This is a genomic window from Allosalinactinospora lopnorensis, assembly GCF_000981225.1.
GTDB classification, from domain to species: Bacteria; Actinomycetota; Actinomycetes; order Streptosporangiales; family Streptosporangiaceae; genus Allosalinactinospora; species Allosalinactinospora lopnorensis.
Genome location: NZ_LAJC01000006.1, coordinates 92,251 through 114,440, shown reverse-complemented (window position 1 = coordinate 114,440; position 22,190 = coordinate 92,251). Strand labels below are relative to the sequence as shown.

The following is a 22,190-nucleotide window of genomic DNA, read 5'->3' as shown; positions in this document are numbered from 1 at the left end:
CCGCATGCGGTCGTGGCTCAGTTCCATTCCAGCCCCCCGCGGCGCCACTCGTAGGCGTAGGCGATCGACACGTTCACCAGGAAGAGGATCATCGCGATCAGACCGAAGAGCCCGAGCGCGTCGAAATGGACCGCCCACGGGTAGAGGAAGATGATCTCGATGTCGAAGACGATGAAGAGCATCGCCGTCAGGTAGTACTTGATCGTGAAGCGGCCACCGCCGGCCGGCTGCGGGGTCGGCTCGATACCGCACTCGTAGGCCTGGAGCTTGGCGCGGTTGTACCGCTTGGGTCCGGCTATCGAGCCGACGATCATCGAGACCACGACGAACACGGCCCCGATGCCGCCGAGCACGAAGATGGGTGCGTACAGCTCCATTGGCTAACCGTTCCCCTTCAGGCCAGCGGGGCGTGCCGACGGTGGATCCGTCGGACTCGCCGTACTGATGCGCGCGGTGCCGCGCCCGCATGTGACTGCTTTCACTTGCCGGTCCGGCCGGTCGTTCATAGTCGGCATGGTGTGCGTTTTCCTCCGGCGCCCCTAGGCCGTGGGCGCCATCTTGGCCAGGCCGTTGATCACCCGATCCATGGCGTCTCCGCGCCGCGGTTCGGTCAGGTTGGCCAGCATCTTGAGCGTGAACTTCATGAGGGTGCGCTGCGGCAGCCCGTACTTGGTCGCGTACTTCATGAATTCCGGATTGCCGATCATCTTCACGAAGTAGCGGCCCATCGTGTAATAGCCGCCATAGGTGTCGGAGAGGATCTGCGGGTAGCGCAGCAGCACGCGCTCACGTTCCTGCTGGGTGGTCCGGGCGAGCGCCTGGGTGACGACGTCGGCGGCGATCTGTCCGGCCTCCATCGCATAGGCGATGCCCTCGCCGTTGAACGGGTTGATCATGCCGCCGGCGTCGCCGACCAGCATCAGCCCGCGCGAGTAGTGCGGTGTCCGGTTGAAGCCCATGGGCAGCGCCGCGCCCCGAATCGGACCGCGCTGGTTCTCCTCGGTGTAGCCCCATTCCGGGGGCATGCTCTCGGTCCAGCGCCGCAGCAGTTTGCGGTAGTCGACATCGCGGAACGACGAGGTGGAGTTCAGGATGCCCAGCCCGACGTTGCTGGTGCCGTCGCCCACCCCGAAGACCCAGCCGTACCCCGGGAGCAGCACGTTCCTGTCGCCGCTCCTGTCCCAGAGTTCCAGCCACGACTCCAGGTAGTCGTCGTCGTGCCGCGGACTCGTGAAATAGGTGCGTACCGCCACCCCCATGGGGCGGTCGTCGCGCTTGCGGATCCCCATGGCCACGGACAGCCGCGAGGAGTTGCCGTCGGCCGCGACCACCAGCGGCGCACGGTAGCTGACCGGTTCCCCGTCGGGATCCTTGGCGCGTACCCCGACGACGCGGTTGCTCCGCGGATCGATGATCGGCTCGGAGACGCTGGTGCGCTCCAGCAGCCGCGCCCCGGCCCGTATCGCCTGGTCGACGAGGATCTGGTCGAAGTCGTAGCGCGTGCGTACCAGGCCGAAACTCGGGTACTCGGCGAGGTCCGGCCAGGGAAGCTCCAACCGCACACCGCCCCCGATGATGCGCAGTCCGTGGTTGCGGATCCATCCCTCGTCCTCGAAGGAGATCCCCATGGCCGTGAGCTGTTTGACCGCGCGCGGGGTGAGACCGTCGCCGCAGACCTTCTCCCGGGGGAAGGAGGTCTTCTCCAGTAGCAGAACGTCGAGCCCTGCCTGGGCGAGGTAGTAGGCGGTCGTGGATCCGGACGGGCCGGCTCCGACGACGATGACGTCGGCCTCGTCTCGGGAACGCTCTTGGTCGGGCAGTGGGCTCGGTGCCGTCTCGCTCACGAGTGGTCCTTGTACTTCCGCGCGGCTCTGCGCTTGGGGGTGCGCCTTGTAGGCGCTTGTGCAGCTGGTTCCTGTAATACGTGCCTCGTACGCTTGTGAAGTCCTTCACAAGGTTCTATTCCGAAGTCTAGACCTTTCACGATGTAGGGGCGACCCCCGGGGGTGTCGTTCACCGTGGCCGCCGGCGCGCGCAACGACCAAGAATCCCATACACCACCTCTGCGACATGTCGAAACCCGCGAGAAACCAGGCTTCAGCGACCTGCAACGGCGACGGCCGCCAGTGCGCCGGACACGACGGCGGCCTCCGCACCGGCCGCCCGTACGCTAGGAGCGTCGCACACCGCGGTGCAGCGCGACCACCCCGAACGTGAGGTTGCGCCATTCGACACCGGCCCAGCCGGCCTCCTGCAGCCGCGCCCCGAGCGCCGCCTGACCGGGCCAGTCCATGATCGATTCGGAGAGGTACTCGTAGGCTCCGGTGTTCGACGTGAAGCAGCGCGCCATCCTCGGCAGCGCCGCCATGAGGTAGCGGCCGTAGAGCCTGTCCAGCTGTTCGACGGGGATATGGCTGAACTCGCAGATCACCAGCCGCCCACCGACCTTGGTGACCCGGTGCAGCTCCCGCAGGGCCTGGTCCACGTCGTTGACGTTGCGCAGACCGAAGGAGATGGTCACGGCGTCGAAGGTCTTGTCGGCGAAGGGCAGCGCCAGCGCGTCGCCGGCCGCGAACGTGACTCCGCCTCGCGAGGCACCCCCTCGGCGTTCGGCGCCGACCTTCAGCATGCCCTGGGAGAAATCGCAGGCGATGACGCGCGCACCCTTCCGGGTGAAGGACTCCGAGGAGGTTCCGGTTCCGGCCGCCAGGTCGAGCACGAGCTCGCCACTGTAGGCCTCGACCGCCCGCACCACGGCATGCCGCCACACGCGGTCCTGGCCGAGTGAGAGGACGTCGTTCAGCAGGTCGTAACGCCCGGCGATACCGTCGAACATGGCTGCGACATCTCGGGGCGACTTGTCGAGTTCGGCGCGGGTCATGCCCCAACCCTAAAGCTGCGGCCGTGCACGGCGGACCGGAGCGGGGCCTCAGCCCTGCTTCCGGAGCGCGGAACCGCTCTCCTCCGCGTTCTCGGCATCGAGGGCGTGGCCGGCCCGATCGTCCTCGTCTCCGGCCGACCGCTCCCCGTCTTCGCCGCTCGCCCCGGGCTCCCGGGGTTCCTGCGGCTCGTCCTCCTTGGCCGCGCCCGCCTCCAGGCGCTCGCCCATTCCCCGCCTGCGTTCCAGCCATGTGAAGAGAGAGGAGGAAACGGCGTCACGTTGCGCGGACAGCAGGATGTAGCTCGCCAGGCCGCTGATCACGAAAGCCAGGATGAGGCCGAGGGCACCGCGCGCACCCAGGAGGTAGAGAACGCCGAACGCGACCGCGAAGAGAAGGAGCCGGGACGCGGTATAGGCGATGACGTTACGCATGGAAACTGCCTCACAACGGATGACTCGCGGACTAGATTGGGGGAGTGCGCTGCGGCCGTTGCGGGCCACACCGTCACCGGCGGCTCCGTCGGCCTCCCAATGGCCCACCGAACGCCGTACCGCCTCCCTTTCCAGGGTAAGGGCCGGTCAGCGAAGACGTGCCCCGCCCCCGGAGGTCGGTACCAGCAGGTCATACCGGCACCGGAGCGCTGCGCATTCCGGTGATGGGATGTCTCTAATCCGACAACTCGAATGAAAGGTTACGTTCCGATCACACATCGCGCACTCGCCACCTGTTCCTCTCGGTTTTTACGAAAACTAGGGAGGAAACGGACTACCTCGTGCACACTAGGGGATCAAACGCCCGCCTCCCCCAGTCACCGGGGCGGGCCTGAAGGGGGATTGTGAAGGTGGAAAGAGGAAGCGAACGCTTGTTGACCCCCGGAGAGGTGGCCTCGCTCTTCCGGGTCGATCCCAAGACGGTCACCCGGTGGGCGGCATCAGGAAGGATCAGTAGCATCCGCACCCCTGGTGGCCACCGTCGGTTCCGCGAATCAGAAGTCCGCGCGCTGCTGCATGGGGAACCCACCGAGACCACGCCCTGAGCGGGGCTCGAACCCCCATGTGACTCGCGCCAACACCCGCGATGGCGCCTCGCCGACCGCACGGTACCGTTCCCCGCCCAGGCGGGGGCGATCGCAGATAGAGTGGAATTATGGTGTGGCTCGGTGGCCTTATCACGCTGGCAACGATCGTCCTCTGGGTGTACGCGTTCTTCGACGCACTCACCAGCCCTTCAGCAGAGGTACGGAACCTTCCCAAGGTCCTCTGGCTGATCGTCATCGTGCTCTTCACGCCGGTAGGCCCGCTCCTCTGGCTCTTCTCGGGCGCCCTCGGGTTCCAGCCACGGCGGAACAGTCGGTTTCGTCAACCCAGATCACGTCAACAGACGATCTCGACCCGTCCGACTTCAACACGCCGTCCGGGCGTTCCAACCCTCTTGGTCCGGACGACGACCCTGAGTTCCTGCGCCGACTGAACCGGCGCATCAATCCCGAAGAATGAGCGTTCCGCGCACGGCGCGCGTAGCACATCAGTGCGGGGGACATCCGGAGCCGGATGTCCCCCGCACACGTGCGGCCACTGGCCACCGCGCTCAGGCGTAGCTGTGCAAACCGCTGAACAGGTAGTTCACACCGAAGAAGTTGAACAGCAGGCAGGCGAAGCCCGCCAACGCGATCCAGGCGGCCCTGCTTCCCCTCCAGCCGGCGGTGGCTCGGGCGTGCAGGTAGGCGGCGTAGACGGTCCAGGTGATGAAGGACCACACCTCCTTGGGGTCCCAGCCCCAGTAGCGGCCCCACGCCTCGTCCGCCCAGATCGCCCCCGCGATGACCGCGAATGTCCACAGCGGGAACGCGAAGAGGATGAACCGGTGCGCGACACGGTCCAGCAGCTCCGAGCTGGGCAGCTTGCCGGCGATGCCGGTGACCGTCTCGCCGGCCGCGCGCTTGAGCTCGGTGCGGTGCGCGATCAGGTAGGTAACGGTCGCCGACCCCGCGACCATGAACGCGCCCGACGCGACGATCGCCGCGCTGACATGGATCGCGATCCAGTAGGAGTCCAGCGCCGGAATGACCGGCCCGGTCTCGGTGTACAGCCACTTCGCACCGATCCCCAGCAGTAGCACCACCGGGATCAGGACGAACAGTCCCAGGTAGCGGGCCTGGTACCGGTATGCGGCGTAGAGGAACGCGACCACACCGCACAGCGAGATCGCGACCACGAACTCGAACATGTTGCCCCACGGCCAGCGGTCGGCCGCGATACCGCGGGTAACAATCTGCCCGAGGTTGAGGAGACAGCCGGCAACAGTGACCGCCAGGGCCACATGTCCTACGGCGTGCTGGGAAGCGCGGGCTTCGGGTTCCGCGTGCCGGACGTTGACCGTCATGCCATCGTCGGCGCTCCTGGCGACGAAGTCGTCCCCGGCCGCACCGGCCGCCGGAGCGGAGACCTCCGCGGCCGGCACCAGCCGGTTGGCCTTCAGCGGTCGCCGCCGCCCGTACGCGGCCTCGATCGCGAAAAGGAACAGCGCGACCGCGTAGGCCACGATCATGGCGATGACCAGGCCGTCGCTGACCGAGGCCAGAGTCCCGTCGGCCGCCGCACTGGCGGCGAACGCGTGCGTCACCGGCTACTCCTTCGTGCCTGTGTCGGTAGCGGGGCCCTCCCGCAGCCGATCCCTCAGCCGGGTGGCGAGCGCGTGGAACTCCGCCGTCGACCCGGCTCCCTCGGTTTTGCTCAGCCCGGCGAGCTCGACCACCGTGCGCCCGTCCTCCCCGGGCCGCGCGCGCACCCACACCCGGCGGGGCCGGACGAACAGCGTCGCCAGAAGCCCCAGCACGGCGGCCGAGGCGGCCAGAAGCGCGGGAAGCCGCGCGGGGTCGCTGTTGACCTGCAAACTCGCGAAGTCGCGGTATCCGGTGAACGTGATCGCCCCGGAACCGTCGGGCAGCTCCCACGTGTCACCGGGTGAGAGCTCCGGCGACTCGCCGATCGGCTCCATGTTCTCGGTGTAGAGCTGGTAAACGGACTGCGACTGACCGCTGTCCATGCCCAGGTCGCCCTTGTGCCCCTCCAGGGTGACGACCGGGTTGCGCGCGCCCGGGAAGTCCGAGACCAGCTCCCCTTCGGCCGATTCGGCCGCCGACGGCAGGAACACCGCGGTGAAGCCGAGCTGTTCGTCGCCGGCGTCGGGCACCTTCACCACACCGTCGGAGGCGAAGGTGGTCTCCTCGCGGGGGAGGAACGGCACGGGCTGGTCGAACACCACGTCGCCGTCGGCGTTGGTCACCCGGAACTCGGGGGCGTAGCCGTGCCCGAGGAGGTACACCTGCACGCCGTCCGCCGACAGCGGATGGTTGACCTCCAGCAGGTGCTCCTTCTCGGGCGCCTCCGGGGCCTCCCGGTAGGTCAGCCGGGCCGCGTAGCGCTCGGCCTGCCCACCGAAGTTCCCCTCCTCGATGAAGCGCACGTCCATGTCGTCCAGCGTGAACGAGAAGGGTTCCAGTTCGCCGTCGTTCACGGCGAGCCCGGGTTCGAAGGAGTCGTAGGCCGGCAGCGTGTTCGCGAAGCCGTCTCCCTCCACCACGAGCATGTTGCCGCGGTAGCCGAAGAACGCGCCGGCGGCGAGCGCGAGGAGCAGGACGAGCAGCGCGAGGTGGAACACCACGTTCCCGGTCTCGCGCAGGTACCCCTTCTCCGCGGCCACGGATTCGGTGCCCGTATCGGTCCGGTACCCCTTGAGCAGGGCGCGGGCCTCGGCCAGGGCGGCCTCCGGTGCCGCGTCGGAGGTGAAACGCGCTGAGTACGGCATCCGGTCGAGGTTGTGCGGGGTCTTGGGCGGGCGCGCCCGCATCGCGCGGTAGTGCGCGAAGGCCCTGGGAACCACGCACCCGGTGAGCGAGACGAAGAGCAGCAGGTAGATCGCCGCGTACCACGGTGACGAGTACACGTCGAACAGGTAGAAGCGGTCCAGCCACGGCGCGAGTTCCGGATAGTCCAGGTAGAAGTTGCGCACCTGCTCCTGGCTGACCGAGGTCTGCGGCAGCATCGATCCGGGGATGGCGCCCACCGCGAGCAGGAAGAGCAGGATGAGCGCGGTGCGCATCGAGGTGAGGACCCGCCACACCCAGCGCGCCCAGCCCAGAGCGGAGAGCTGGGGAGCGGAGTCGGCGCCGCCCGCGCCCGGGTTCCCGGGCGCCGGGGCCCGTCCGGTGTCCTTGACTGACGCCACTGCTATATCACCGTCGTGAAGTCCGCGGCCCATCGTTGCATGCCGGCCGTCATATCGGTCCACAGGCCGGTGACCAGGAGCAGCCCCACGACCACCAGCATCGCTCCCCCGATCACCATGACAGCGCGGTAGTGGCCCTTGACCCGGTCGAACGCGCCCAGTGCGCGGCGGTAGAGCAGGGATGCCGCCACGAACGGCAGCCCCAGGCCCACACAGTAAAAGAGGGACAGCAGCGCTCCGCGGCCTGCGCTCCCCTCCTGGAAGGCCAGGGTCTGCACAGCGGCCAGCGTCGGGCCGATGCACGGGGTCCAGCCGAGCCCGAACAGCACGCCGAGCAGAGGCGCCCCTGCCAGGCCGGCCCCCGCGGACACCCGGTGGAACCGGAGCTCGCGCTGGAAGCCCGGGATGACCCCCATGAACGCCAGCCCCAACAGGATGGTCAGCGCCCCCAGGACCCGGGTGATGGGGTCCGAGTAGTCCAGCAGCAGTCCGCCGATCCCGCCGACGAACGTCCCGACCGAGACGAACACGGCGGTGAACCCCGCGACGAACAGCATGCTGCCGGCGAGCATGGTCCAGCGGCGCCCCGCCAGCGCCTCGTCCGCCGGCACGGTGGTGGTGGCGGTGCCGCCGCGGTGCGCCGCCGTCTCCTCCTCCCGGACAGGCGCCGATTCGGCGGTGCGCCTGCGAGCGGCCATGTCAGCGCCGCTCATCCCGGTCACGTAGGAGAGGTAACCGGGGACCAGCGGGAGGACGCACGGCGACAGGAAGGAGACCAGCCCGGCGGCCAGGGCCAGCGGGACAGCGAGGAGGAGCGATCCCGAGAGGACGGTATCGGCGATCACGCCGGATCAGAGCCCCCGCCGTTCCCGCCTTCCTCGTCGAGTACCGGTTCGACCAGTTCCGTCAACTGGTTGTACGTGGCCGGACCGATCACCCGGGCGGCGATGCGGCCTTCGCGGTCGATGACGAGCGTGCTGGGGATGGCCTTGGGCGGCACGGTCTCGCGGAACGCCTGGGGGACGTTACCGGGCTGGTCGTAGAGGCTCGGGTACTCGACCTCGTAGTTCTTCGCGAACGCCTTGGCGGCGGTCCTGTCGTCCTTGATGTTGACGCCGAGGAACTCCAGTCCGTCGTCCTGGTACTCCTCGTACACCTCCCCCAGGACCGGCTTCTCCCCGCGGCAGGGGCCGCACCAGCTCGCCCAGATGTTCATGACCAGAACATCGCCCTGGTAGTCCGCCAGACTCACCTGGTCGCCGTCCAGCGTCTCGCCGCTCACCTCCGGCGCGGGTTCGCGCTCCTCCGGGGCGAAGGAGGAGCTGGAGCCGTCCCCTTCGATGAAGCGCTCGTCCTCGTTGTTCCCGGCGGCCTCGGTCTCCCCTCCGCCGGCGCAGCCGGTGAGGACCGCCAGCACTGCCGCGGCGGCGACGGCATGCGCGAACACGGAGTGCCGACGCATACCAGTTCTGTCACAGGACATCGATGAAAACCTCAAAGAGCAAGGCGGAGCAGGCGAAACATCTACGACGACAAAGTGTAGTACTTACATCCCCGGACGGAGATCCGCCCCCGGAAGAGCCCTCGATGGCGCCGCGCTTCCTCCCGCGGCGGTCGTGCTGCCGTGGCCCTATCAGCCCACCGGAGCATGGGCAGCGCAGCAGACCGTTCCATCGCCTCGTCGGCAGTGTGCTGCTGCTGGTCCGGGCCGTGATGAGCGCTACGGGGGTGGCAGGGGGCCGCGGTCAGCGCTACACGGTACGGCTGTTCCCCGGAGGCTGCCGGGGACTCCACTGGAATCGACCAAGGGCCCGAAGAATCGGACAACCCCCGCCGCATCCACCCGCAGGCGGTGGGCGGGGGAAGGCGCCGCCCTCTCAGGGCGCGACGCCGTTGGTTAACCGGCCTCTACGAACGCTTCGCGGAGGTAATCGTGCACGGCGCGCTCCGGTACCCGATAGGAACGCCCCACGCGGATGGCGGGCAGCGCACCGCTGTGCACCATCCGGTAGACGGTCATCTTGGAAACGCGCATAATCGTGGCGACCTCGGCCACGGTCAAGAACCTGACCTCATCCAGAGGAGCCTTACTCCCGTTCATCTTCCGACGCCCTCATTTCCGGACGTGAGCGTGCTCGTCCCTGCCTCTGCCGACCGGTGCGGGCGCTTGTGGCCACGCGGAAGGGGGCGCTCGGCCACCACCTCCATCGCCGCACCGACATGTCTCTGACGTAACTCCTGACTACTGACACGTCCGGTTTCAGGGTAGATCCCGGCCGCACGCAGGGAAAGGTCGGTTTTGCTGTCCCTGCGGCTACATGCGCTCACCGGGTCTCGTGAGGTTTAGGGGATGGGTATAAACAGTGCCCGTCTCACCACAACCCGGCTCCGTGCAGCACATAGGCCGACAGCGGCCGGTAGTCCTCGGTGAGGTATCCGTCGTCCAGAGGCACGGTCGTGTGCACTTTTCCTTCGTACTCGGCGAGGAAGAGCGCCGGATCGTTGCAATCGGCCAGGCCGATGGTGGGGACCCCCGCTTCGCCCGCCGCACCGGCGAAACCATGATCAGCGATGACCAACTGCGGCCACGCCTCTCCCCGCTCCGTGAGGTCCTGTAGTGCCGCTCGCATCGCGAACGGATGGTGGCTGTGCCGCGGATGGCTGCCGTCGACGACCAGCCCGACCCCCTCGTGCCAAACCAGCACCCGGCGATACGGCGGGTGCTCGTTCATCACCTTGTAGGAGTATCCCGCGGCCGCGGTGACGACCTCGCACCCGCGCTCGACCAGGGCGTCCTTCCACTCCTGGTAGGTCTCCAGCAGGTTCTTGGGGTGCCCGGTGGCGAACATGACCCGCTCGCGCCGGCTCGCGGCAGAGGCCAGCCGGTCGGCCACGGATTCCAGGGCGTCGACCGTGCGATCGGGATCGATGGTGTCGATCCCCCACTGGTGCTCCTCATCGGCCACCACCCCGCAGCGCTTCGCCATGACGGCGAGGACCTCGGAGAACGACCACTCGTGGCCGAAGGTGAGTCCGAACTGGTAGTAGGGGTCCTTATGGCACAGCCGCCGATAATGCCTGAGATTGCTCTGGCGGGGCGTGTTGACGTGTCCCGCGATACCCGTGCGCACCAGGTGCGCCACAAGCTCCGCACGCGACGGCGGTGTCACCGGCGATCCTCCCTTTTCCTCCCGGCCGGTGATCCGCACCGGCGCCACAGTCGGAGTCGACCGTGCTCACAGACTCGGGTCGATACCGTGACTGGGAAACACCGCCTTCCGTGTGGCCTGAATGGCACGGTCCACCGCGTCGTCGGGATCGAACCCGTCATCGAACGCGGCGAACTCGTGGTCCCGTCCATCGGTCATGTACAGAGGAGCGACCTGGCCGGTGCGGGTACGGACGAACTCCCTCCACTCCGCCGGAGTCTCCGCCCCGGGGTCGATCTCGATCCCCGCGGCCTCGGCCAGCAGGTGGGTCCAGGCGCGCGGGACCACCTGGACGAGTTCGTAGCCACCGCCGCCGAGCACCACCCAGCGTCCCCCCGCGGTCTCCTTGGCCAGCTGGTGCAGCACACGATAGGTCCGGCGCTGGCCGTCGACGCTGAGGGTGAGGTTGGCGAGGGGGTCGAGGGCGTGCGTGTCACTGCCCTGCTGGGTGACCAGCACCTCCGGCTGGAACTCGCGCAGCAGCGGCGGAACGGTGGCGTCGAACGCCCGCAGCCACCGGGCGTCATCGGTCCCGGCGGGCAGGGCCACGTTCACTGAGTAGCCCTCGGCGGCGCCCTCCCCGATCTCACCTGGACGGCCGGTGCCGGGGAAAAGGGTCAAGGGGGACTCGTGCAGGCTGACGGTGAGCACGCGCGGATCGCCATAGAACATCCGCTGGACGCCGTCGCCGTGGTGAACGTCGACGTCGACGTAGGCCACGCGTTTCGCCCCCTGCTCCAGCAGCCAGGCGATGGCCAGCGACGCATCGTTGTAGACGCAGAACCCCCACGCGTGGTTCGGCATGGCGTGGTGCAGCCCGCCCGCGATGTTGGCGCCGTGCTCGGCCTCGCCGTTCCATACAGTGCGGGCGGCCGCCACCGAGGCACCGGCGACGAGCGCGGACGCCTCGTGCATCTGCGGAAACACCGGGTTGTCCGGGGTGCCGAGGCAGAACGCCTCGTCCGGTTCGAGGGTCTCGCCCGCCCGCTTGACGGCCTCGATGTAACCGGGATCGTGGATCAGTTTCAGCAGCTCGTCGGAGGCCGCTTCGACGCCGGTGAACGACATCCCGGGCGCGTCGAACACGCCGAACTCACGGCAGAGCGCCATGGTGAGCTCCACCCGCACCGGTGCGAGCGGATGGTTCGGCCCGAAGTTGTACGCGGTCAGGCCGTCGTCCCAGGCCATTCGAAGTGAGGAGCCCATGCGCCCTCCAAGCCGACGGAATTCGTGTGCTGAAGCACACAGTAGTCAAGTGCGACAAGCCGGGGACGTGCCGGGGGCGGCGAACAGCCGCAACACGGCGCCGCCTTCCGGAGCTCATCCTTCGGACAGCTCGCGGCTGCGGTTCCGGGCGGCCTCGATGGCCTCGGTGAAGGCGGTACGCACGCCGTGGCGCTCCAGCTCGCGGAGCGCGGCGGCCGTGGTGCCACCGGGTGAGGTGACGTTCTCCCGCAGCACGACCGGGTGCTCCCCGGAATCGTCCAGCATCGCCGCCGCCCCCGTGATCGTCCGGCGGGCCAGCTTCTCGGCGGTCCCCCTGGGCATCCCCATGGCGACCCCCGCCTCGATCATGGTCTCGGTGATGAAGTAGAAGTAGGCCGGACCGCTGCCGGATATGGCGGTGACGGTGTCCATGTGGCCCTCCGGCACTCGGATCACCTGCCCCACCGAGCTCAGCAGCCGCTCGGCGTGGTCGAGCTGTTCCAGGGTGGTGTGCCGGCCGCCGGAGATGGCGGTCATGCCCTTGCCGACCAGCGCAGGGGTGTTGGGCATGGCGCGCACCACGGAGACCCCGCCGGACAGGTGCTTCTCCAGGACGGACGTCGTGATGCCGGCCGCGACGGAGATGACCAGGCTGTCCGCCGCGAGATCGTCGGCGATGTCGTTCAGCACCTCGACCATGTCCTGCGGCTTGATCGCAAGGACCAGCGTCCGGGCACGCTTCGCGGCTTCCGCCGCCGGGACCACCACGGCGTCGTAACGCTCTCGCACTTCGTCCGCGCGTTCCTGAACGGGCTCGGAGACGAGCACGTCGCTACGGTCATACCCGGTTGCCAGCAACCCGGCGAGCAGGGCCTCGCCCATCTTGCCGGCGCCAATAATCGCGATCATTCACCCCACACCTTTCGGACTCTTTCAACGGTATAGGGCGGACGCACCGGCACGCACCCGCGCTCTCAATCCCTGGACGCCACGGCGCGCGCGGCGAACACCAGGTTGGCCGGCCGCTCGGCTATACGGCGCAGCAGGTAGCCGTACCAGTCGCGCCCGTAGGGAAGGTAGACGCGGACCCGTGCACCGAGTCCGGCCAGCCTCCGCTGCTCGGCCGGGCGGGCCCCGTAGATCATCTGGTACTCGAAGTCGGAGTACGTGCGCCCGTGCACCTCGGCGAGCATGCCGGCGATGTCCACCAGCCGGGGGTCGTGCGTGGCGATCATCGGATAGGCCTCGCTCGCGAACAGCCTGCGCAGCGAACGCGCATAAGCCGCGTCGACGTCCCGTTTCGCTGTGTAGGCGGTGGCGGGGTCGGGTGTGTAGGCGCCCTTGCACAACCGGATCCGGGCGCCGGGAACGGCCATGGCGGCGACGTCGCCCTCGGTCCGGCGCAGATAGGACTGGAGCACACAGCCGACCCACGGGTAGCCGCGCCGCAGCGAGGCGACCGCGCGCAGTGTCGCCGACACGGTGTCCTCCGCCTCCATGTCAACGGTGACGGTGGTCCCGGCCGCTTCGGCCGCGGCGCAGATGCGGCCGATGTTCTCGGTCGCCAGCGACTCCCCCTCGGCCCCCAATGCCAGCCCCACTGCGGTCGGCTTCACCGAAACCTCGGCCCACCGGGTGAGACCGGCGTCGGACAGCCGATCCAGCAGGTGCAGGTAGCCGCGCGTGACCTCGGTGGCCTGCGACGGGTGGAAGGTGTTCTCGCCGAGGTGGTCGATCGTGGAGCGTACACCGTGCCCGGCGAGTTCGGCGGCCGCCCGGACCGCGTCTTCGGCACTCTCCCCGGCGACGAACCGGTCGATCACCCCCCGGGTGAGGCGCGTTCCCGCGAGGAACGCGCGCAGCCGCTCGTTTCCGGAGGCCGCAATGAGGACGTTCCGCAGGACCATCTCGCCGCTCCTCGCATACCGTGGGGCTCCACGAGCCTGTGCCGACCGGGTCCCGGCCGGCCCGGGCGACGCACCCGATCCGGCCATGGGCGGATAAGGGGCCGCCCCGTGACTATTCCCGCGTTTACTCCGGTTTCCCGAGGACCGCGCGAATGGCCGGGGCATAGATCCGGACGATATCGTCTGAGTCGGCCGAGGCGACCGCGTCGACACCGACCACGTACCGCACCATGGCTATACCGAAGAGCTGCGACCCCACCATCCCCGCGCGCATCGGGGGCACACCGAGCTCCGCGGCGATGTGTTCGACCAGGACATCGTCGATGAAGCCCCGGATCGCCGCGGCCGCTTTGTCGTTCGTGGTGGCCGAACGGAAGAACGCCAGCAATGGGGCGCGGGTCTCGGGGTTCTCCCACACACCCAGGAAGAACCGGAGAATGCCCTCGGCGAGGTCGCGCTCCGGGTCGGCCACGATGTCGTGGACCACCTCGGCCGGGTTGAACGGCAGCCGCATCGCCGCGACGAAGATCTGCTCCTTGCTCCCGAAGAAGTGGTGCACGAGGGCGGGATCGACACCCGCGCGGCGCGCGATCTCGCGAATGGTCGCGCCGTCGTAGCCGGCCTCCGCGAACTGTTCCCGCGCCGCTTTCAGAATCTGCTCCCGGGTCCGCGTCGCCCCGGGCCGCCGCCCCGTTCTCGCCATAGCGTCAGGTTACGACTGGCTGACGATCGTGCCGTCGCTCGCGACCGAGAACACGCGCGGAGGGGCATCGGAGGGGCGCCGGCGCATCGATACCCGCTCCCGCCGGTCCTCGGCCTCCCTGGGCGGGCCCGCGAAGTGCAGCCGGGTGAACGCCAGTGCCTCGGCGAGTTCGAGCCGGCGCGCCTCGCGGTCGACGGACTTGCGGGTGTTCACCTCCAGCACTAGCTGGCCTTCGTAGCCGGAGACGGCGAGGTGCTCCAGCAGCTCGGCGCAGGGCTGGTTACCGCGTCCGGGAATCAGGTGCTCATCGAGATTCTGCCCGCCGACACCGTCGGCGAGGTGCACATGGGAGAGCCTGCCGCCCAGCCGCTTGGCCATGTCCATCGCGTCGGAGCCGGACATCGCCGTGTGCGACAGGTCGAGGGTGACGTCGGGGTAGTCCCGCTCCACCGGGTTCCAGCCCGGGGCGTAGGGCACGACCTCCCTGTCCCTCATGCGCACCGGGTACATGTTCTCGACGGCGAAGATGACATCGGTCTCCTCCTGCATGCGCTGGATCCCGGTGTCGAACTCCTTTGCGTAATCGCGCTGCCAGCGAAAGGCGGGGTGCACCACGATGGTGTGGGCGCCGAGCGCCTCCGCCATCTCCTTCGAACGGACGAGCTTGCCCCACGGGTCGCGCCCCCATACCCGCTGGGTGAAGATCAGGCACGGTGCGTGCACGGCCAGGATCGGGACCCGGTGGTAATCCGACAGCCGGCGCAGCATATCGATGTCCTGGCTCATCGGTTCCGAGGTGACCATCACCTCAACGCCGTCGTAGCCGAGCTGCGCGGCGATCTCGAAGGCTACCGGGGTCTTCTCCGGGTAGACCGACGCCGTCGAGAGAACAACGGGCGCGTCTGGGACCTGGATAGCGCTCACCCGAACAACACTATGCGGTGTGGCCGCGAATTGGCTCACCTCCGACGGGAGTCGCTATCGTCCACCGGGTGAGCGCCGTGATGCCGGGGGCCGTCCCGAGCCCCAACATCTGGAACAGTCCCCGCGTCTATGAGCTGGAGAACAACGCGGTCGACCCCGACCAGGTCATCGACGCCGCCATGCGCGGCATCCGCACCATGGAGGACGCCCACGTCCTGGACATCGGCTGCGGCACCGGCTATCACCTGCCCCGCTTCGCCGTCCGGGCACGGCGCGTCACGGGGGTCGAGCCCCACACGGAGCTCGCCGCCGCCGCCCGGTCCCGGGCCGACAGGCTGGCCAACATCACCGTGTACAACGCTGTCGCGCAGCGGCTCCCGCTCCCCGACGCCTCCGTGGAGGTCGCGCACGCGCGCTGGGCCTACTTCTTCGGCCGGGGCTGCGAACCCGGACTGGCGGAACTGCGGCGCGTCATGCGGCGCGGCGGTGTCGCGTTCGTCATCGACAACGACGCCACGCGCAGCACCTTCGGCGGCTGGTTCCGGCGCTTCCTGCCGGGGTACGACCCCCACGGCATCGAGCGCTTCTGGTCGGCTCAGGGGTTCCAGCGCGAGCCGCTCACCATGCGCTGGCTGTTCGAACGGCGCGCCGACTTCGAGGCGGTGGTGCGTATCGAGTTCCCTCCGGACCTCGCCGAAGAGATCATCGCGTCGCACCCCGGCCTCGAAGTCGACTATGCCGTCAACCTGTGGTGGCGGGAGTACTGAGAGCGCGGGAAAGCCAGCTCCTCAGTACACGCGGCTGAGATAGATCGAGCCGTAGGCGCTGACGCTGACCGTGTACTCGTCGGGGTCGTCCTTGGCGTGGCAGGTCAGGTCGGGGATGTCCTCCCCGACGGGGACGAGCTGGAACTCGTCCATGGTGCAGCGGACCGACTCGTTTCCGGTGTGGTACCGCGTCTCGTCCTCCAGCGCGTCGCGGGAGGCCACCATGCCCTCGACCGGATCGGGGGTGTAGCTGAAGACGGACTCCCCGCCGCTGATCTCCACCTCGAACGGGACGTCGATGCCCTGGAAGGTGACGTTGCAGTCCACTACGGAGTCCGCCGAGCTGTCGAAGCCGTCGCAGGCGGCGTCCGTGGAGGGATCCTCCGTCATCGCGAACTCCTGGACCACGTTCGCCAGCTCGCCCTCGACCTGCTCGGCCGGGTCAGTGGAGTCGACCTCGGGAAGATCGTCGAAGTCCGCGCTCCCGTTCGGGACCGGGCCGGTCCGGAACTCGCCCTCCTCAGCGGCCGGCCCAGCCTGGTCCGCCTGCTCCTCCGCCGAGTCGTCCCGCGGCGCGTCGCCTCTCTCCTCCGCCACGTCGGGCAACCCCGGCAAGGGGAGCGGCAGTCCGCAGGAGGACAGCGAGAGGACCGCACCGAGGGACATCAGGCCCGTAGCCACACGGGTCGTCCAGAGGTGATGGGGGATCGTCATGTGCAACCTTTCGATACACCTGGAGAGCCCATCAAGGGCTCTTCTGGTAAGGGATCGCTCCGAGGCTCGGCGGGGGCCGGAGCCGGAGGACCTGGAGTCCGGCGGAGCGCCAAGGGCGGGCCGGCTGATCGGGCCCGCTGGAATCGCGGGAGGCCGCCGCAGGTGAAACCCTCGGGCGAGGACGTCAGGGATCGCCGTTCGGGCACGCCGACGCGCGTACGGCGTACAGGCGTATCTCGGTAGCAGCGGATTCCACGGCGTTCTCTTCTTCCGGGCTCTTCTCTCTGCGAATCTCTGCGAATCTCTGCGAAGGTCAGCAGATCAGACTCCCGGCGGAGCATCCCGGTTCCCCGTTTTTCGGAAGGAAGGGAATCCGGGTGTTCTCAGGGCCGAAATCGCCGTTGAGGATCTAGGGCGCCAGGACCGGCAGCGGTTCGGCGCTAGGAGAGCTCGGTGTCCTCGTCGAGGAACGAGGGGGAACCGCTGACCGTCGGCAGGATCACGTAGCTGACCACGGTCCCGCGCTCCTCGTCCAGTGCCCGGCACTCGATACCGGAGTCCTCGTTCGGTGTGACCAGCTCGATCTCGTCCATCTCGCACACCGTGTACTCGGAGTCCTCGTAGCTGCGCAGACCCGCCTCCATGACGTCACGCAGCAACGGCATGCCGTTGGCCGTGGCGTCGTAGCGGAGCAGCGACCCGTTCTCCTCGATGTCGATCCGGTACTCGATCTCCGCACCGAAATAGCTGACCTCGCAGGTGACCGACTCACCGCTCTCGCCCTCGATCTCCGGGCAGGCCACCGTGGCGCCGGGGTCCGCCTTTCCGGCGAACTCGGAGATCTCCTTGAGCGCCGCCCAGGCCATGCGATCGCTCAGCGGAGCATCGGGCTCCGGCTCCTCCGGCAGGTCCGCCTCGTCGACCTCGGGATGCCGCTCATCGGGGACGGGCCCCTGGCGGAACCCGCTCGTATCGCCCTCCGCCCCGGCCTCGTCCGGGACTCCGCCCCGCTCGGCGGCGACCCCCGCGCCCGGCTCCGCCCCGCCCGCGCTGCAGGCGGAGAGGAGGAGTACGGCACCGGCCGACACCAGGCAGAAGGACGGGAGGCCGGTGCGCCACGGACGAGGGGAGGCAGGCATACGAGTCCTCTCAGCGAAGCGGAAGCGCATGGATTCCACGGCTTCGCACTAATCACTCCGATTAATGGCGAAGATCCTATGTGGTTCGGGATACATCACTGTTAACGCGAACGGGATCCGCGGAACCGGGGCGCCGGTTCCGCGGATCCCGTGCCGCCCGCGCCCGGAAGCCCGGACTCCGCACAGGAGCCGCGCATCTCCCCTGCCTGGTCGGCTGCGTTCCGGCCCGTACCAGAGGGGCCCCGAGGCGGCTTCCGGTGTCATGCGATTGGGGCCCCCTCGCTGTCGCTGAGGGCCGTGCTGACGCGCGCGCCCGCCTCCGCCATGCCCGTCTCGTTGGGGTGGACGGGGGCGGCCGGCTTGTCCGGGAAGATGCCCTCGACCCATCGGTCCGGGGAATCGGCGCATATATCGTGGCCGCGCTCGAAGACGTCGACGAAGTGCGCCCCGGCGCCGGCGGCCCGCTTCTCGATCTCCGCGTTCAGGGCGCTCTGCGCCGCATCCAGATACCGGGTGTCCCCCGCGGCGAGCGGCACCCTCGGCCAGCACCCCTCGTGCTCGGGAAGGATCTGCAGGTAGCCGACGACGGCGATGGTCGCGTCCGGGCTGCGATCGCGGATACCGTTCAGCACTGCGGCCACCTTCTCGCCGACCTCCGGCAGGCGCTCCCGGAGCTCGTCGCCGTCCTCGCCGGCGTAGTGGTTCCGGCAGGGCGAGCCCTGCGGGTCGGTGGCGCTCAGCACGGCGCACCTCAGCAGGATCTCGGTGAAGCCGAAGTCGTTGCCCCCGATCCCCAGTGTCACCAGCGTGGTGTCCTCACTGAGCGCGTCGAACTGGGCCGGGTTGTCGACACCGAACCCGAGGGACTGCGGCTCGGTCATGTGCTCGGTCCGCGCCATCGCGCAGCTCGCGTCGTGGAACTCACCCACCCCCAGGGCTTCGGCCACGACATTGGGGTAGTTGTTCCCGGAGCGCAGGCACATGAGAGGCCCCTCCCCCGAAGGGGAGACGAACGGTCCCGCCGTGAACGAGTCCCCCAGAGCCACGTAGCGCTCCGTGAGAGCGGTCTCGGCCGGGGCGGCGTGGGCGTCGGCCGCGCCCGAGGCGGCGGGAGGCACGGTGACGGTCAGCGCACCGGCCAGCCCCAGAACGATGGCGGGACGGCGGCCGGGATTCTTAGCTGGCACTCGGCTCTCCTCAGGGTAGGCGGGCCGCGGATACCGGGGGCGAGCAGCGCGCCGAACCGGCAGCGCACCCACATGAAAAACAATGTGAAGTTACTTGAGTACGGAAAGTAATGCTTCGAGGTCGGGGAGTCCATTTGGCCGCGCCGGATCCTCCTCGAATCCATGCCGCTCCGTGCGGCGGGTGGCCGGGAATGTCACCGGCGGGCGCTAGCGTGCATCCATGGCCAAGGCTGCGAAGAGCACGTTCCGGTGCACCGAATGCGGGTGGACCACCCTCAAATGGGTGGGGCGCTGCGGCGAATGCCACGCGTGGGGCACGGTCGAGGAAGGCGGCGCCCCCACCTCGACCGTGATCCCCCCGGCGCGCGTGTCCGCTCCCGCCCGGCCCATCACCGAGATCGACGTCGAGAGCGCGCACGCCGAACTCACCGGACTCGAGGAACTCGACCGGGTACTTGGCGGGGGCATCGTCCCGGGAGGGGTGATGCTCATGGCCGGCGAGCCCGGGGTGGGCAAGTCCACCCTGCTCCTGGAGGTCGCGGCACTGCGCGCCGACTCCGGTCCCGTGCTGTACGTGACGGGCGAGGAGTCCACCGGTCAGGTACGGCTGCGGGCCGAGCGCCTGGGGGCGCTCTCCGCCAAGCTGTACCTGGCCGCCGAGACCTCGGTCGGTTCGGTGATCAGCCACGTCGACTCGGTGGCACCCGGTCTGCTCATCGTCGACTCGGTGCAGACCATGACCTCCCCCGACGCCGCCGGCGCCCCCGGCGGGGTGACCCAGGTCCGCGAGGTCGCGGGGGCGCTGATCCGGCTCGCCAAGGAGCACGGGATCGCCACCATCCTGGTCGGCCATGTCACGAAGGACGGCACCATCGCCGGCCCGCGGTTGCTGGAACACCTGGTGGACGTCGTCCTGCAGTTCGAAGGCGACCGGCACTCCCAGCTGCGCATGCTGCGCGCGACCAAGAACCGCTACGGCCCCACCGACGAGATCGGCTGCTTCGAGCTCACCGACGCCGGGATCATAGGCCTGCCCGACCCCAGCGGCCTGTTCCTGACCCGCCGAAACGAGCCCGTACCCGGCACCTGCGTGACGGTAACCCTCGAAGGGCGGCGCCCCCTCATCGCCGAGGTTCAGGCCCTCGTGGCGTCCTCGAACCTGCCGCAGCCGCGCCGGGCCACCTCCGGCCTGGACAACGCGCGGGTGAACATGGTCATGGCGGTCCTGGAGCGCCGGGCGCGCATCCACATCGCCAGCGCCGACGTCTACGCGTCCACCGTCGGCGGGGTGCGGCTGGGCGAGCCGTCAGTGGACCTCGCCCTGGCGCTGGCGGTCGCCAGCTCGAACCGGGACGTCGCGCTCCCCAGAGGACTGGCCGCCATAGGGGAGGTCGGCCTGGCCGGCGAGGTACGGGCGGTCACCGGCATCTCCCGGCGGCTGATCGAGGCGCAGCGGCTCGGATTCGACCGTGCCATCGTGCCCAAGGACAGCATGGAGTCGATCGACGGCATCGAGGTCATCGGCGTCGCGGACCTCGGCGAGGCGCTCCAGGCCGCCCTCCCCGCCAAGCGGCGCTGACCCCGCCGGAGGGAGGGCCGGCATGCTCAGTTGAGCCGGAACACCTGTTTCTCGGCCCCCTCGGAGTAGTCGCCGTGCAGGCTCGCGACGTAAGTGCCGGACGAGGCGTTGGCGTCGCGGTCGCGGCAGTCCTTCCAGGAGCGCTTGCGGTCCCAGGTGACGGTCGTGGTGTGGGGGACCCCGCGGCTCAACCGCTCGTTGTCGGCCCCGCTGCCCTTGACGCAGTCGGCGGTCGAGAAGACGCGGTCGTCGCCGGAGGTGATCCGCACCTCCATGCTCTTCGGGCCGGTGTCGACTGTGCAGGCCCGGTCACCGGTGTTGACGACGGTGAGCTCGATCTCGGGCTTGTCGTCCCAGGCGTAGTCCTCCTCGTCGGTCTTCATGGTCACCACGACGTCCTGCGGCCGGCACGGGTCCGCCGGCTCCTCCTGGGCGGCCGCGGCGCCGCCGCCACCGCTGCCGCCCGCTCCCCCGGAGCCGCCGCTCCCGCTTCCGCCGCCTCCGGTGCCCTCGTCCTCGGCAGCCGCGTCCTCGTCCTCCTCTTGGTCCTCCTCCTCATCGTCGTCCGGACTCGCATCAGCAGTGGGGGACGGCGAGGGTGGGACACTGGGTGACGGAGAGGACTCCGGTGACGAATCGGTATCATCGTTGGCGGCCTGTTCGGTACCGTCGGCGAGGTTGCACGCATAGGCGCTCAGCGCCACCACAAGGAGCAATCCCGCCAGCACGAAGACACGCCGCTTCCAATACGTCTCGGGACTCACAGGTCCAGGGTGTCCAGCACTTGACGCCATGGGCGTAGTATTCCGGTTCTGCGGACGCAGCACCTACTCAACCCGCCGATTCCCGCATTGAACCCATATGGACGAGAACCCCTACAGTACAGCGATTCTGGCCTGGTATCAGGCGAACGCCCGCGACCTTCCCTGGCGCCGATCCGACGCCACCCCGTGGTCCATCCTGGTCAGCGAGATCATGCTGCAGCAGACCCCCGTCGCGCGGGTACTGCCCGCCTGGGAGGCCTGGACGCGGCGCTGGCCGACCCCGGCGGACCTGGCGGCCGAGCCCTCTGGTGAGGCCGTGCGCATGTGGAACCGGTTGGGCTACCCGCGCCGCGCGCTGAACCTGCACGCGTGCGCCCGGACGATCGTGGAACACCACGGCGGCGAGGTACCCAGCGGATACGAGGAGCTGCGCGCGCTTCCCGGCGTCGGCTCCTACACGGCCGCCGCGGTGGCGAGCTTCGCCTTCGGCGGGCGGCACGCGATCCTGGACACCAACGTCCGCAGGGTCCTGGCCCGAGCGCACACAGGGGTGGAGTACCCGCCGAAAGCCCCGACCAAAGCCGAGACCGCCCTGGCCGAATCGCTGCTCCCCGCAGACGCCTCCGTGGCGGTGCGCTGGGGTGTGGCGATCATGGAACTCGGCGCCCTGGTGTGCACGGCACGCTCCCCCGCCTGCGCCGACTGCCCCGTCGCCGACCAGTGCGCGTGGCGGCTGGCCGGCAAGCCGGCCCACGACGGCCCGCCGCGGCGCGGCCAGACCTACGCCGGAACCGACCGCCAGGTGCGGGGCCGGCTGCTGGCGGTACTCCGCGACGCGGACGGCCCGGTGCCGAAGTCGGCTCTGGACGCTGTGTGGGACGACGCCGTCCAGCGCGAACGTGCGCTGGACGCCCTTGTCTCCGACGGCCTCGTGGACCCTCTGGAGGAGGGTGTCTACGCCCTTCCGGGCTAGCTTCACGCA

Annotated in this window: 23 protein-coding genes and 1 pseudogene; 5 read left to right on the top strand and 19 right to left on the bottom strand. The window is 69.0% G+C overall.

Annotated elements, in window-relative coordinates; translation table 11 throughout:
- Positions 1 to 17: 17 nt before the first annotated feature.
- The 4 genes from VS93_RS03920 to VS93_RS27630 form a co-directional block, all read right to left on the bottom strand.
- Positions 18 to 377 carry an NADH-quinone oxidoreductase subunit A gene (locus tag VS93_RS03920; RefSeq protein ID WP_046468640.1) on the bottom strand — a complete coding sequence of 120 codons (360 nt, stop codon included), beginning with the start codon at positions 375 to 377 and terminating at the stop codon, positions 18 to 20.
- A gap of 162 nt (positions 378 to 539) precedes the next feature.
- Complete coding sequence (locus tag VS93_RS03915) at positions 540 to 1,844, bottom strand: geranylgeranyl reductase family protein (protein WP_046468639.1); 1,305 nt, start codon at positions 1,842 to 1,844, stop codon at positions 540 to 542.
- 326 nt (positions 1,845 to 2,170) lie between these two features.
- On the bottom strand, positions 2,171 to 2,881 hold the full coding sequence (locus tag VS93_RS03910) for a demethylmenaquinone methyltransferase (protein ID WP_046468638.1): 711 nt from the start codon (positions 2,879 to 2,881) through the stop codon (positions 2,171 to 2,173).
- A 48-nt stretch (positions 2,882 to 2,929) separates the two neighbouring features.
- A complete protein-coding gene (locus tag VS93_RS27630) occupies positions 2,930 to 3,313 on the bottom strand; it encodes a DUF4229 domain-containing protein (RefSeq protein WP_046468637.1) in 384 nt (127 codons plus the stop codon).
- 404 nt (positions 3,314 to 3,717) lie between these two features.
- Here VS93_RS27630 and VS93_RS27625 point away from each other — a divergent pair, with 404 nt between their 5' ends.
- Together VS93_RS27625 and VS93_RS27620 are read left to right on the top strand one after the other, a co-directional pair.
- Positions 3,718 to 3,918 carry a BldC family transcriptional regulator gene (locus VS93_RS27625; protein ID WP_046468636.1) on the top strand — a complete coding sequence of 67 codons (201 nt, stop codon included), beginning with the start codon at positions 3,718 to 3,720 and terminating at the stop codon, positions 3,916 to 3,918.
- 110 nt (positions 3,919 to 4,028) lie between these two features.
- Positions 4,029 to 4,378, top strand: a pseudogene (locus tag VS93_RS27620) (PLD nuclease N-terminal domain-containing protein).
- Between the two features lie 91 nt (positions 4,379 to 4,469).
- Here the strand turns inward: VS93_RS27620 and ccsB are convergent.
- From ccsB to VS93_RS03845, 11 genes are all read right to left on the bottom strand, one after another.
- Entirely contained in the window at positions 4,470 to 5,504 is a 1,035-nt protein-coding gene (gene ccsB / locus VS93_RS03895; RefSeq protein ID WP_046468635.1) for a c-type cytochrome biogenesis protein CcsB, read from the bottom strand.
- 3 nt (positions 5,505 to 5,507) lie between these two features.
- A complete protein-coding gene (gene resB / locus VS93_RS03890) occupies positions 5,508 to 7,142 on the bottom strand; it encodes a cytochrome c biogenesis protein ResB (protein ID WP_082126598.1) in 1,635 nt (544 codons plus the stop codon).
- A complete protein-coding gene (locus VS93_RS03885; protein ID WP_046468633.1) occupies positions 7,112 to 7,954 on the bottom strand; it encodes a cytochrome c biogenesis CcdA family protein in 843 nt (280 codons plus the stop codon). Before VS93_RS03885 ends, resB begins: the two co-directional genes overlap by 31 nt.
- Entirely contained in the window at positions 7,951 to 8,571 is a 621-nt protein-coding gene (locus VS93_RS03880) for a TlpA family protein disulfide reductase (protein ID WP_173434250.1), read from the bottom strand. The genes VS93_RS03885 and VS93_RS03880 overlap by 4 nt, the downstream gene beginning before the upstream one ends.
- Positions 8,572 to 9,006: 435 nt before the next feature.
- On the bottom strand, positions 9,007 to 9,210 hold the full coding sequence (locus VS93_RS03875; RefSeq protein WP_046468631.1) for a helix-turn-helix domain-containing protein: 204 nt from the start codon (positions 9,208 to 9,210) through the stop codon (positions 9,007 to 9,009).
- A gap of 271 nt (positions 9,211 to 9,481) precedes the next feature.
- Positions 9,482 to 10,279 (bottom strand): phosphatase, encoded by a 798-nt coding sequence (locus VS93_RS03870; protein ID WP_046468630.1) that lies wholly within the window; start codon positions 10,277 to 10,279, stop codon positions 9,482 to 9,484.
- Positions 10,280 to 10,345: 66 nt separating this feature from the next.
- Entirely contained in the window at positions 10,346 to 11,506 is a 1,161-nt protein-coding gene (locus VS93_RS03865; protein WP_046468629.1) for an acetoin utilization protein AcuC, read from the bottom strand.
- A gap of 132 nt (positions 11,507 to 11,638) precedes the next feature.
- Positions 11,639 to 12,433, bottom strand: a complete 795-nt coding sequence (gene proC / locus VS93_RS03860) for a pyrroline-5-carboxylate reductase (protein ID WP_046468628.1) — start codon at positions 12,431 to 12,433, stop codon at positions 11,639 to 11,641.
- 65 nt (positions 12,434 to 12,498) lie between these two features.
- Positions 12,499 to 13,431 carry a proline dehydrogenase family protein gene (locus VS93_RS03855; RefSeq protein ID WP_046468627.1) on the bottom strand — a complete coding sequence of 311 codons (933 nt, stop codon included), beginning with the start codon at positions 13,429 to 13,431 and terminating at the stop codon, positions 12,499 to 12,501.
- Positions 13,432 to 13,555: 124 nt separating this feature from the next.
- On the bottom strand, positions 13,556 to 14,134 hold the full coding sequence (locus VS93_RS03850) for a TetR/AcrR family transcriptional regulator (protein WP_046468626.1): 579 nt from the start codon (positions 14,132 to 14,134) through the stop codon (positions 13,556 to 13,558).
- Positions 14,135 to 14,143: 9 nt separating this feature from the next.
- On the bottom strand, positions 14,144 to 15,058 hold the full coding sequence (locus tag VS93_RS03845) for a sugar phosphate isomerase/epimerase family protein (protein WP_046468625.1): 915 nt from the start codon (positions 15,056 to 15,058) through the stop codon (positions 14,144 to 14,146).
- Positions 15,059 to 15,138: 80 nt separating this feature from the next.
- Between VS93_RS03845 and VS93_RS03840 the strand changes: the two genes are divergently transcribed.
- The gene (locus VS93_RS03840) at positions 15,139 to 15,825 is read left to right on the top strand and encodes a class I SAM-dependent methyltransferase (protein ID WP_082126601.1); all 687 of its coding nucleotides are present in this window, start codon (positions 15,139 to 15,141) and stop codon (positions 15,823 to 15,825) included.
- Between the two features lie 21 nt (positions 15,826 to 15,846).
- Here the strand turns inward: VS93_RS03840 and VS93_RS03835 are convergent, their stop codons facing one another.
- From VS93_RS03835 to VS93_RS03825, 3 genes are all read right to left on the bottom strand, one after another.
- Complete coding sequence (locus VS93_RS03835; protein ID WP_046468624.1) at positions 15,847 to 16,539, bottom strand: hypothetical protein; 693 nt, start codon at positions 16,537 to 16,539, stop codon at positions 15,847 to 15,849.
- A gap of 440 nt (positions 16,540 to 16,979) precedes the next feature.
- Entirely contained in the window at positions 16,980 to 17,678 is a 699-nt protein-coding gene (locus VS93_RS03830) for a hypothetical protein (protein WP_046468623.1), read from the bottom strand.
- 260 nt (positions 17,679 to 17,938) lie between these two features.
- Positions 17,939 to 18,865: an SGNH/GDSL hydrolase family protein gene (locus tag VS93_RS03825; RefSeq protein WP_052745504.1), complete on the bottom strand. Its 927-nt coding sequence runs from the start codon at positions 18,863 to 18,865 to the stop codon at positions 17,939 to 17,941.
- A gap of 220 nt (positions 18,866 to 19,085) precedes the next feature.
- On the opposite strand from VS93_RS03825, the gene radA reads away from it, so the two are divergent.
- The gene (gene radA / locus VS93_RS03820; RefSeq protein ID WP_046468622.1) at positions 19,086 to 20,444 is read left to right on the top strand and encodes a DNA repair protein RadA; all 1,359 of its coding nucleotides are present in this window, start codon (positions 19,086 to 19,088) and stop codon (positions 20,442 to 20,444) included.
- Between the two features lie 26 nt (positions 20,445 to 20,470).
- Here radA and VS93_RS03815 read toward each other — a convergent pair whose 3' ends face one another.
- Positions 20,471 to 21,208 carry a hypothetical protein gene (locus tag VS93_RS03815; RefSeq protein WP_173434249.1) on the bottom strand — a complete coding sequence of 246 codons (738 nt, stop codon included), beginning with the start codon at positions 21,206 to 21,208 and terminating at the stop codon, positions 20,471 to 20,473.
- Between the two features lie 97 nt (positions 21,209 to 21,305).
- Between VS93_RS03815 and VS93_RS03810 the strand changes: the two genes are divergently transcribed.
- On the top strand, positions 21,306 to 22,181 hold the full coding sequence (locus VS93_RS03810; RefSeq protein WP_046468620.1) for an HhH-GPD family protein: 876 nt from the start codon (positions 21,306 to 21,308) through the stop codon (positions 22,179 to 22,181).
- Positions 22,182 to 22,190 lie beyond the last annotated feature (9 nt).

Bases quoted from the DNA above. Each gene is read 5' to 3' on its own strand.
- VS93_RS03920 (WP_046468640.1), bottom strand. From the start codon at position 377: ATGGAGCTGTACGCACCCATCTTCGTGCTCGGCGGCATCGGGGCCGTG.
- VS93_RS03910 (WP_046468638.1), bottom strand. From the start codon at position 2,881: ATGACCCGCGCCGAACTCGACAAGTCGCCCCGAGATGTCGCAGCCATG.
- VS93_RS27630 (WP_046468637.1), bottom strand. From the start codon at position 3,313: ATGCGTAACGTCATCGCCTATACCGCGTCCCGGCTCCTTCTCTTCGCG.
- resB (WP_082126598.1), bottom strand. From the start codon at position 7,142: ATGGGCCGCGGACTTCACGACGGTGATATAGCAGTGGCGTCAGTCAAG.
- VS93_RS03880 (WP_173434250.1), bottom strand. From the start codon at position 8,571: ATGCGTCGGCACTCCGTGTTCGCGCATGCCGTCGCCGCCGCGGCAGTG.
- VS93_RS03875 (WP_046468631.1), bottom strand. From the start codon at position 9,210: ATGAACGGGAGTAAGGCTCCTCTGGATGAGGTCAGGTTCTTGACCGTG.
- VS93_RS03865 (WP_046468629.1), bottom strand. From the start codon at position 11,506: ATGGCCTGGGACGACGGCCTGACCGCGTACAACTTCGGGCCGAACCAT.
- proC (WP_046468628.1), bottom strand. From the start codon at position 12,433: ATGATCGCGATTATTGGCGCCGGCAAGATGGGCGAGGCCCTGCTCGCC.
- VS93_RS03855 (WP_046468627.1), bottom strand. From the start codon at position 13,431: ATGGTCCTGCGGAACGTCCTCATTGCGGCCTCCGGAAACGAGCGGCTG.
- VS93_RS03850 (WP_046468626.1), bottom strand. From the start codon at position 14,134: ATGGCGAGAACGGGGCGGCGGCCCGGGGCGACGCGGACCCGGGAGCAG.
- VS93_RS03840 (WP_082126601.1), top strand. From the start codon at position 15,139: ATGCCGGGGGCCGTCCCGAGCCCCAACATCTGGAACAGTCCCCGCGTC.
- VS93_RS03835 (WP_046468624.1), bottom strand. From the start codon at position 16,539: ATGACGATCCCCCATCACCTCTGGACGACCCGTGTGGCTACGGGCCTG.
- VS93_RS03830 (WP_046468623.1), bottom strand. From the start codon at position 17,678: ATGCCTGCCTCCCCTCGTCCGTGGCGCACCGGCCTCCCGTCCTTCTGC.
- radA (WP_046468622.1), top strand. From the start codon at position 19,086: ATGGCCAAGGCTGCGAAGAGCACGTTCCGGTGCACCGAATGCGGGTGG.
- VS93_RS03810 (WP_046468620.1), top strand. From the start codon at position 21,306: ATGGACGAGAACCCCTACAGTACAGCGATTCTGGCCTGGTATCAGGCG.